This window comes from Paenibacillus zanthoxyli JH29 (assembly GCF_000520715.1).
In the GTDB taxonomy this organism is placed as follows: Bacteria; Bacillota; Bacilli; order Paenibacillales; family Paenibacillaceae; genus Paenibacillus_AQ; species Paenibacillus_AQ zanthoxyli.
Window position 1 is genome coordinate 1 of record NZ_ASSD01000697.1, and the last position, 2,437, is coordinate 2,437.

3 protein-coding genes and 1 riboswitch are annotated in these 2,437 nt (G+C 54.6%); all 3 genes read left to right on the forward strand.

Going from position 1 to position 2,437, the window contains the following annotated elements; all coding sequences use genetic code 11:
* Positions 1–47 precede the first annotated feature (47 nt).
* On the forward strand, positions 48–899 hold the full coding sequence (locus L691_RS0126835) for a pentapeptide repeat-containing protein (protein ID WP_025693273.1): 852 nt from the start codon (positions 48–50) through the stop codon (positions 897–899).
* An 87-nt stretch (positions 900–986) separates the two neighbouring features.
* Positions 987–1,090, forward strand: a riboswitch (TPP riboswitch).
* Positions 1,091–1,310: 220 nt separating this feature from the next.
* Positions 1,311–1,964 (forward strand): ABC transporter ATP-binding protein, encoded by a 654-nt coding sequence (locus tag L691_RS0126840; protein ID WP_332256490.1) that lies wholly within the window; start codon positions 1,311–1,313, stop codon positions 1,962–1,964.
* On the forward strand, positions 1,945–2,437 hold a 493-nt coding region (locus L691_RS0126845; RefSeq protein ID WP_025693275.1), incomplete at its 3' end, for an ABC transporter permease. The genes L691_RS0126840 and L691_RS0126845, both read left to right, overlap by 20 nt.

Here is a 2,437-nt window from a genome sequence, read left to right on the forward strand (position 1 = left end):
TAGAGGAAGGAGTCTTCTCGGCTTTTTAGATAAAGGAAGTGCAGAAAATGTCCAATCCAGGAATCAACAACGACGCCAGGATTAATCCATTCAGCGCAGACTGCGAACAATGCTTTGGTTTATGCTGCGCAGCTTTGCCGTATGCCAAATCAGCCGATTTTGCCATGGATAAAGCCGGGGGTACTCCCTGCCTAAACTTGCAGACTGATTTTCGCTGCGGCATTCATAAAGACCTTCGAACAAGAGGCTTTCGGGGGTGTGCCGTATATGAATGCTTTGGCGCGGGTCAAAAGGTATCCCAAATGACCTATGCGGGAAACAACTGGCGGGATCATCCGGCGTTAGCACAGGAAATGTTTGAGGTATTCCCTATTATGCAGCAGCTGCATGAAATGCTAAATTACTTGGATGAGGCGCTCGGTTTGGAAGAGACTCGGCCGATTCATACAGATTTGCGGAATGTTCTTGAAAAAACGGAAGAGCTCACCCGTCTGAATCCACGCTCGATTCTGGAGCTTAACGTCCCCGCCCATCGGGCGATTGTCAATGACCTGCTTCTGCAAGCAAGTGAACGGGTACGGGCCAAAGTTGCGCCGAAGTCTAATAAAAATCAAAAATTACAGAACAAAATCCGCAAGGGCAGTGACCTCATAGGCGCAAATCTAAGAGGAGCCGACCTTAGAGGCGCTAACTTGAGAGGTGCTTTGCTCATTGCATCCGATTTGAGAGATTCAGACATGAGAATGACTGATCTAATCGGCGCCGACTTTAGAGATGCCGATTTAAGCGGCGCCGATCTCACAGGAAGCATTTTTCTCACGCAGGCGCAGGTCAATTCAGCTAAAGGCGATAGGAATACCAAGCTGCCGTCTTCGGTAAGCATTCCCGATCATTGGTGACTTCGAGTCCGCAAGACCCAAATGGTACATTGAGGGAACGGCCCGGAATATGATATAGTTAATAAGTTCATAACCGAATAAAGACCGCAATTTCACTAGGGGAGTCGTCCGACTGAGACGAAGCCGCGAGCTTCGGACCCTTGGAACCTGATCTGGATTATACCAGCGGAGGGAAGTGGAACCTAAAGCTTACCTATTACGCCGCGCAAGGCAGCGCATGTACGGCGGATATCTGGGAGGCCCGTTCATTTCTCTAACGGAAATGGACGGGTCTTTATTCATGTCAAGGAGGGTTGACCGACTATCGAAGAGCTTTTATCTCTCCGCCGTCTTTCTTTCTCATTCCCACGGCAAAAGCCCGTATTTGCGGATCTATCGCTTACGGTCCACAAGGGCGAATTCGTCAGCATTATCGGCGCCAGCGGCTGCGGCAAAAGCACACTGTTCAAAGCGATAGCCGGACTGCTTGCCGAGGCGCAGGGGGAAATCTCGCTGCAAGGCTGCGCCCCAGGTTCGAACCGGCTCGGCCAAATCGCCTACATGCCTCAACAGGATTTGCTGCTGCCCTGGCGTACGGTGCTGGACAACTGCCTGCTGCCGCTGGAGATCAAGGGCCGGGCCGGCAAGGGCGAAGCGGCTACGGCCCTAGACATGCTGGAGCGCTTCGGACTCGCCGGGTATGAGTTTGCCTATCCGCATGAGCTGTCCGGTGGGATGCGGCAGCGGGCAGCCTTTCTCCGCACACTGATGACCGGCGGACAGCTGATGCTGCTCGATGAGCCGTTCGGCGCGCTTGACGCCATGACGAAGCGGGAGATGCACCGCTGGCTGCTGGAGCTGTGGGGAGAGCTGGGGCGAACCGTTATGTTCATCACGCATGATCTGGAGGAAGCTATTCTGCTCAGCGACCGCATCTTTCTGATGCCGCCCGGCAGCACCGGCCCCCTTCAGGAGCTGAACGTGGGACTGCCAAGACCCCGGCGGCTGGAAATGAATTACGAGCCCGGCTTTGTCTCTTTGCGGGCCGAGCTAGAGCGGAGGCTGTATGAAACGCGCACCGTTTAAGGAAGGATCACGCCGCTATGGGGCCTTCCTCCTCCTGCTGCTGCTCATTCTCGCCGTGTGGGAAGCCTCCGTCCGCTTCGGATATGTTCCGTCCTTTATCCTCCCTGCGCCATCCTCGATCTGGACCGCACTGGTACAGAACGCCGGACTGCTGCTGGGTACGCATCTGCCGGCCACCTTAGAAGAAGTAGTGGTCGGCTGCCTGATGTCGCTGGTTGGCGGCATTTTGCTCGGGATCGGCATGCATCTGTCCAAGGCACTGGAAAAAACGCTCTATCCCTTTATCATCATCAGCCAGACGATTCCGCTCATTGCGCTCTCCCCCATTTTTATTATGTGGTTCGGTTATTCCTTGTGGAGCAAGGTCGCCGTCGTCTTTTTAACCGCGTTCTTTCCGGTCGTCGTCGGCGTCTACGACGGGCTCGCCAAAAGCGGCGGCGCGTATAAGGAGCTGCTGCTGACCATGGGCGCAA